Source organism: Candidatus Angelobacter sp., from assembly GCA_035607015.1.
GTDB lineage: Bacteria > Verrucomicrobiota > Verrucomicrobiia > Limisphaerales > AV2 > AV2.
On sequence record DATNDF010000017.1, the window covers coordinates 1 to 6,221 of the forward strand.

Here is a 6,221-nt window from a genome sequence, read left to right on the forward strand (position 1 = left end):
TGCTTGTCCTGCGTCGGCACGAAGCCGGTCGGCACCTTGTTGAAGCTCCAGCCGGTGAGGAGCACCAGCCCGCCATAAACAATCAAGGCGACGGCGCTCTTGCGCAGAACCGTGCCGACGCCGGCGGAGTATTTGTTGCCCGACCAGGCGAAGGCGCGGTTGAACGGGCGGAAGAACCAGCCGAACAATTTTTCCATGCCACGCGCGAACCGGTCTTTCGGCGCCTGATGATCCCTGAGCAGCACCGCGCACAGCGCGGGCGAAAGCGTCAGGGAATTGATCGCCGAGATGACCGTCGAGATCGCGATGGTGATGGCGAACTGTTTATAGAACTGACCCGTAAGTCCGCTGATGAACGCCGTCGGCACGAACACGGCGCAGAGCACGAGCGCGGTGGCGATGATCGGACTGGTGACTTCGCTCATGGCCCGTTTCGCGGCGTCCACCGGCGACAGGCCGAGCGCGATGTTGCGCTCGACGTTTTCGACGACGACGATGGCGTCGTCCACCACGATGCCGATGGCCAGCACCAGGCCGAACAGCGAAAGGTTGTTGATGGAAAATCCGAGCGCCAGCATGACGGCGAAGGTTCCAACGAGCGACACGGGCACGGCGGCGAGCGGGATGATCGAGGCGCGCCACGTCTGAAGAAAAAGGATGACGACGATCACGACGAGCAGAATGGCTTCGAGCAGGGTGTGAACCACGGCCTCAATCGAATGCCGCACGAAAACGGTCGGATCGTAAACCACCGAGTAATCCACGCCGCTCGGGAAGTTGCTTTTCAATCTCTCCATCGTGCTGCGGACCCTTGCAGAAAGTTCCAGCGCATTGGCGCCGGGAGTTTGAAAAATGGGCAGAGCGACGGCCGTTTTGTTGTCGAGCAGTGAACGCAACGCGTAACTGCCCGCGCTGAGTTCGATGCGGGCAACGTCCTTGAGCAGGGTTTTTTCACCGTTCGGCCCGGTCTTCACAATGATCTGGCCGAATTCCTCCGTTGAAATCAGCCGTCCCTTTGCGTTGATCTGTAATTCAAAGTTCACCGGTGAACTGACCGGCTGCTGCCCGATCGCGCCCGCGGCAACCTGCACATTCTGCTCGCGGATGGCGCCGACGACGTCGCTCGCCGTGAGATTTCGAGCCGAGATCTTATCCGGGTTGAGCCAGACGCGCATGGCGTAATCGCCCGAGCCGAAGACTTCCACGTCGCCCGCGCCGGGGATGCGCGCGAGCACGTCCTTTACCTGCAGGGTCGCATAGTTGCGGAGATAGACCTCGTCGTAGCGGCCATTGGGCGAGAATAAATGGACGACCATCGTCAGGTCGGGTGACTGCTTGACGGTTATTACGCCAAGCCGGCGGACTTCCTCGGGCAATTTGGGCAGCGCTTGCGACACGCGGTTCTGCACCTGCACCTGCGCCTTGTCGACATCCGTGCCCAGCTTGAACGTCACGGTCAACGTCATCACGCCGTCGCCCGTGGCCTGTGAAAACATGTAGAGCGAATCCTCCACGCCGTTGACGGCCTGCTCCAGTGGCGAGGCGACGGTCTCGGCGATGGTTTTTGGGTTGGCGCCCGGATATGTCGCGCGGACGACGATGGTGGGCGGAACGACCTCCGGGTATTCGCTGATCGGCAACTTCCACATCGCGATCAGCCCGACAAGGAAAATGAGGGTCGAAAGCACGCCCGCAAAAATCGGGCGGCGGATGAAGAAACTGGAAAAGTTCATGATGACTCCCTGGAATCTGTTTATCGCTTCGCAATACTCGGTTCATCATTACCAGCGACGCCTTCCTGCGGAGACACGGGCATTCCCGGCCGCACGCGCTGCAGTCCGTTGACAACAATTTTTTCGCCACCTTCCAAGCCGGAGCGAACGATGCGTTTGCCGTCAACAAGCGGGCCGAGTTTTACCGACTGATACGCAACGGTGTTGGTCTCGGTCAGCGTGAGCACATACTTCTGTGCCTGATCCGTGCCAATGGCGCGTTCCTCCACGAGCAGCGCGGGTCGGCGCTCGCTCAAGGGCACGCGGATGCGCGCGAACAGCCCCGGCACGATCCGCCCATCAGCATTCGGAAACACCGCGCGCAACAGAATGCTGCCCGTATTCGGATCGAGGTGGTTGTCGAACGACTCGATGTGCCCTTTATGCGGAAACCCTTTCCCTTCTTCGTCGGCAAGCTGCAATTGAACGGGAATCTTTCCGTCGCCGTTCGTTTCGAGCATTCTGGCCCGCGCCAGGGCGTTGAACTTCAGCAGGGAATTCTCGTCGATGTCCGCGTACACGTAAACCGGGTCCACCGAAACGAGGGTCGTCAGCAGGCTGGCAGCTCCGGCGACCCCGCTAACGTAATTGCCTTCCGTCAGCAGCGCGCGGCTGACGCGTCCGTCAATTGGTGCATGGACCTGCGTGTATTCGAGGTCCAGCTTTGCCGAGTCGAGCGCTCCTTGCGCGGCCAGAAGCGCCGCTTTTGCTTCCTGGTAACGTGCCTGACGGGCGTCGGCGTCCTCTGTCGAGATGGCCTTGTTCGCCAGCAGCTGTGGTGTCCGGTCGGCCTCACGCCGGGTGTTATCCAGTCGTACTTTGGCCTGCTCGAATTCAGCCTGGCGTTGATCGAACGCGGCCCGGTGCCACCGCGGATCGATGACAAACAACACGTCACCTTTCTTCACCAGTTGGCCCGATTGGAACCCCACCTCCTGGATGTAACCGGAAACCCGCGGGCGCACGTCCACCGATTCCACGGCCTCCGTTCGGCCCGTGAACTCATCCCATTCCACGACTTCCTTGCGTTCAACCGGCGCGACCGTGACGGATGGGGGCGGTGGTGGCGATTGCGCGGTTTGCCGGGCGCACCCTTGCAACAGCGTGACGATCACCGCCAGCAAAACAACAGAAGAAGTCGGGGAAAATAATTTGATCTTCGACATAAACATCAAGCGTTGAGGATTTCAGTTTTTCAAAACAGGAATTCGGTTGTGCTACTCGGCGAACGACAGAATCGGTTCACCCTGCCGGATGGATTCCTGACGGGCATGCCACCCGGCAACGGCCTGAATCTTCTCGACGGCGAGTTGGGGGAAAATCAGGTGAGCGAATCCTGTTTGCCAGGCGATGGCTTCCGCCTCGTTGAGGGCGAGCTGAAAAACACGAGGCTGGTGTTTGCTGAGCGCCGAGAACTCCTGTTCTATGATCGCGCGAACGGCCGCGAAGCCGACGCGCGCATCCGACGATGTCTGACGATGGTTTCTGTTCATTTCAGTCTGACTTGTTATCATGGTTCGAGTTGCATTCATATGGGCCGAAAGGAGTAGTTGTCTGTTTAGTCAAATAAACGCCCAAAAAAACTCTTTGCTTTACGCGGGCACCAGCGACGGCTCTTTTGTTCCTAACAACTCAAATGTTCCCCGCACTGCTTCGCGGAGCACAGTCAGGTCGTTTTGGATGCGCGCCTGTGTGAGCAACCCTTCGTAATAGACGAACAGCATTCTCGCTTTGGCGGGGGCGTCCGGCGCGTTGATCAATCCGGCGGCGTGCGCTTCACGGATCGCCGCTTCAAGATACTTTCGTTTGTAATCGAGGATCTCCTCGATTTTTTTCCTCAAGCGGTCCTCTTGAGTGCTGACCTCGGAACCGAGCGTGAATAGCGGGCAACCGAGCACCCGGCCGCACTTGGCCTTGATTTCAGTCTGAAAACGATAGCCAAAGTCGCAGTAGCTTCGGAGTCGGTCCAACGGCGAAATCGTGGCTGAGAACAGGGAATCCAATTCCGGCCGTTTGCGCTGCCAGTCCTCGTCGATCGCGGCCACAGCCAGGTCGGCCTTCGAGTCGAAGAAATAGTAAAAACTGCCCTTCTTGACGCCCGCCTTCTCACAGATTTGATCGATGGTGGTACTCCCGTAGGAGCCGGTCCAGATCAGTTCCCTGACCGCTTCCATCAATCTTTCTTTGGCATCACTGACACGACCCATAAAATAATTTTCTCTTCAATCCGCGCCCACGCTTTTCGCTGGTGCACGACTAACTTAGCCAATTGGACTAATCAGTCAACTATTTTTTTGGAAGAGTTTTTCAGGCGTGTTCATTCCTTGTACGCTAAGGTGTTAGCTCTCGGCCGGGTTGGTTTGATTGAAGATTGCTCCACTTGTCCCAGGACACGGTCTGATTCGGTGCAAGAAGGCTGGGACCTCGGCGGGAAAAGAGCAAGGTGGTCGGCGCTGCGCGGTTTGGTGGCCGCAGGCGTTTCCGGGCGGTACGCCAACTTTCATTTTCATCCGGGGTGGCGGCTGACTACTTTCTTTCCATCGTCGTCCCGGTTTGATAGAAAATGTCATTCACACATCAGTTGTGAATTGATCGCATGAGCAAGTCTGTTTCATGGCACGGCCTCGCGGTCGCATTGACCGCGGCAGTCTGGTTAACGGTGACAACTGCCCTGGCTGGCGCGGCGAAGAAGGAGACTTCCGCCGAACCCGTCGAGTTCAGTTCGCAAATCCGTCCGATCATCTCCAGTAAATGCTTCAGTTGCCACGGTCCGGACGAGGGCTCACGCAAGGCCAAACTGCGATTGGATCTGCGCGACGACGCCCTCAAGGACCACAAAGGCACACGCCCCATCGTTCCGGGCGATCTTGCCGACAGCGAAATGATCCGTCGCATCACCGCCAGGGATCCCGATGATCTGATGCCGCCGCCCAAGACCGGCCGCACGCTTTCAGCAGTCGAAATCGATCTGATAAAGCGCTGGATTAAAGAAGGCGCCCCGTACACACCGCATTGGGCTTTCCTGAAGCCGGAACGGCCCCCGCTGCCCAGGGTCAGAATGCGTTCATGGCCGCGCAATCCAATTGACTCCTTCATTCTCGCGAAACTTGAAAAGAACGGCTTGAAGCCGTCGCCCCCGGCCGATCGCTACGCGCTGGTCCGGCGTCTGTCGCTGGATCTGACCGGCCTGCCACCGACGCGGGAGGAAGTTAATGCCTTTGTCAGCGACCGGCGTCCCGATGCCTACGAGCGGCTGGTTGACCGTCTGCTGGGTTCGTCCGCCTATGGCGAACGCTGGGCGCGCGTGTGGCTTGACCTGGCGCGCTACGCCGATTCCGCCGGTTACGGTTCCGATCCGCTCCGCCCGAACATCTGGCCGTGGCGCGACTGGGTGATCCGCGCACTGAACGACAACATGCCTTACGACCGGTTCACGATCGAGCAGATCGCCGGTGATCTGTTGCCGAACGCGACCGACGAAGACCGGATCGCGACCGCGTTTCATCGCAACACGATGACGAACACCGAGGGCGGTACGGACGACGAGGAGTTCCGCGTCGCGGCTGTGAAGGACCGCGCCAACACCACGGCGCAAGTCTGGATGGGTCTGACAATGGGTTGTGCGCAGTGCCACACCCACAAGTATGATCCGATCACCCAGCGGGAATACTATTCTTTCTACGCTTTCTTTAATCAGACCGAAGACAATGACCGGCCTGACGAACGTCCCACGCTGCCGCTGCCGACACAAGAGCAGCGCGAAAAAATGGACAACATCCGGGCGCAGATCGTCGCGTTGGAAAGTGAGCGAAAGAAAACAACCCCGGAATTTGAGGCCGACCTGGCCAAATGGGAAAAGGGACAGGCCAAAGGCATTGGCTGGATCACGCTCGAACCATTCGCCCTCGAATCGTATGAAGGCGCGACGCTCGGCAAACTGCCCGACAACTCCGTTCTCGCCACTGGCAACTCGCGGGAGCGCGACACCTACATATTCAAAACGCGAACTGATTTGACCAATATCACCTCTGTCCGGCTCGAACTGTTGCCGGGTGAAAGTCGGCCGAAGCAGGGGCCCGGTCGCAGCGCCGAAACCGGAAAAGGGGTGTTGAACGAAATTCAACTCGCAGTGCGCGCGCCGAAGACGGAGCCGCCGCGCGCGCGCTTCGTCCGTATCGAATTGCCGGGCGCGCAACGCGTCCTTTCGCTCGCGGAAGTCCAGGCCTTTGACGAACAAAAGAATATCGCGACCACCGGGAAAGCGAGCCAATCAAGCACCGACGATGGCGCCGCGGCAGACCGGGCAAACGATGGCAACACGGACGGCAATTTCGATGCGGCATCCACGACGCTGACCAAGGCTCAGGACAATCCGTGGTGGGAGCTGGATCTCGGCGCGGACATATCACTCGAAGAAATTGCCATCTGGAACCGCACCGACCGCGGCTT

The 6,221-nt window shown here is 59.0% G+C and carries 5 protein-coding genes; 1 reads left to right on the top strand and 4 read right to left on the bottom strand.

Annotation, left to right across the window (positions count from 1 at the left end):
• From VN887_00675 to VN887_00690, 4 genes are all read right to left on the bottom strand, one after another.
• Positions 1 to 1,733: efflux RND transporter permease subunit (locus tag VN887_00675; protein ID HXT38513.1), on the bottom strand; the 1,733-nt coding region annotated here is incomplete at its 3' end.
• Positions 1,734 to 1,753: 20 nt separating this feature from the next.
• The gene (locus tag VN887_00680; GenBank protein ID HXT38514.1) at positions 1,754 to 2,938 is read right to left on the bottom strand and encodes an efflux RND transporter periplasmic adaptor subunit; all 1,185 of its coding nucleotides are present in this window, start codon (positions 2,936 to 2,938) and stop codon (positions 1,754 to 1,756) included.
• Between the two features lie 51 nt (positions 2,939 to 2,989).
• Positions 2,990 to 3,265 (bottom strand): hypothetical protein, encoded by a 276-nt coding sequence (locus tag VN887_00685; protein ID HXT38515.1) that lies wholly within the window; start codon positions 3,263 to 3,265, stop codon positions 2,990 to 2,992.
• A gap of 99 nt (positions 3,266 to 3,364) precedes the next feature.
• Positions 3,365 to 3,979, bottom strand: a complete 615-nt coding sequence (locus VN887_00690; protein ID HXT38516.1) for a TetR/AcrR family transcriptional regulator — start codon at positions 3,977 to 3,979, stop codon at positions 3,365 to 3,367.
• A 389-nt stretch (positions 3,980 to 4,368) separates the two neighbouring features.
• On the opposite strand from VN887_00690, the gene VN887_00695 reads away from it, so the two are divergent.
• Positions 4,369 to 6,221: DUF1549 domain-containing protein (locus tag VN887_00695; GenBank protein HXT38517.1), on the top strand; the 1,853-nt coding region annotated here is incomplete at its 3' end.

Bases quoted from the DNA above. Each gene is read 5' to 3' on its own strand.
- VN887_00680 (HXT38514.1), bottom strand. From the start codon at position 2,938: ATGTCGAAGATCAAATTATTTTCCCCGACTTCTTCTGTTGTTTTGCTG.
- VN887_00685 (HXT38515.1), bottom strand. From the start codon at position 3,265: ATGAACAGAAACCATCGTCAGACATCGTCGGATGCGCGCGTCGGCTTC.
- VN887_00690 (HXT38516.1), bottom strand. From the start codon at position 3,979: ATGGGTCGTGTCAGTGATGCCAAAGAAAGATTGATGGAAGCGGTCAGG.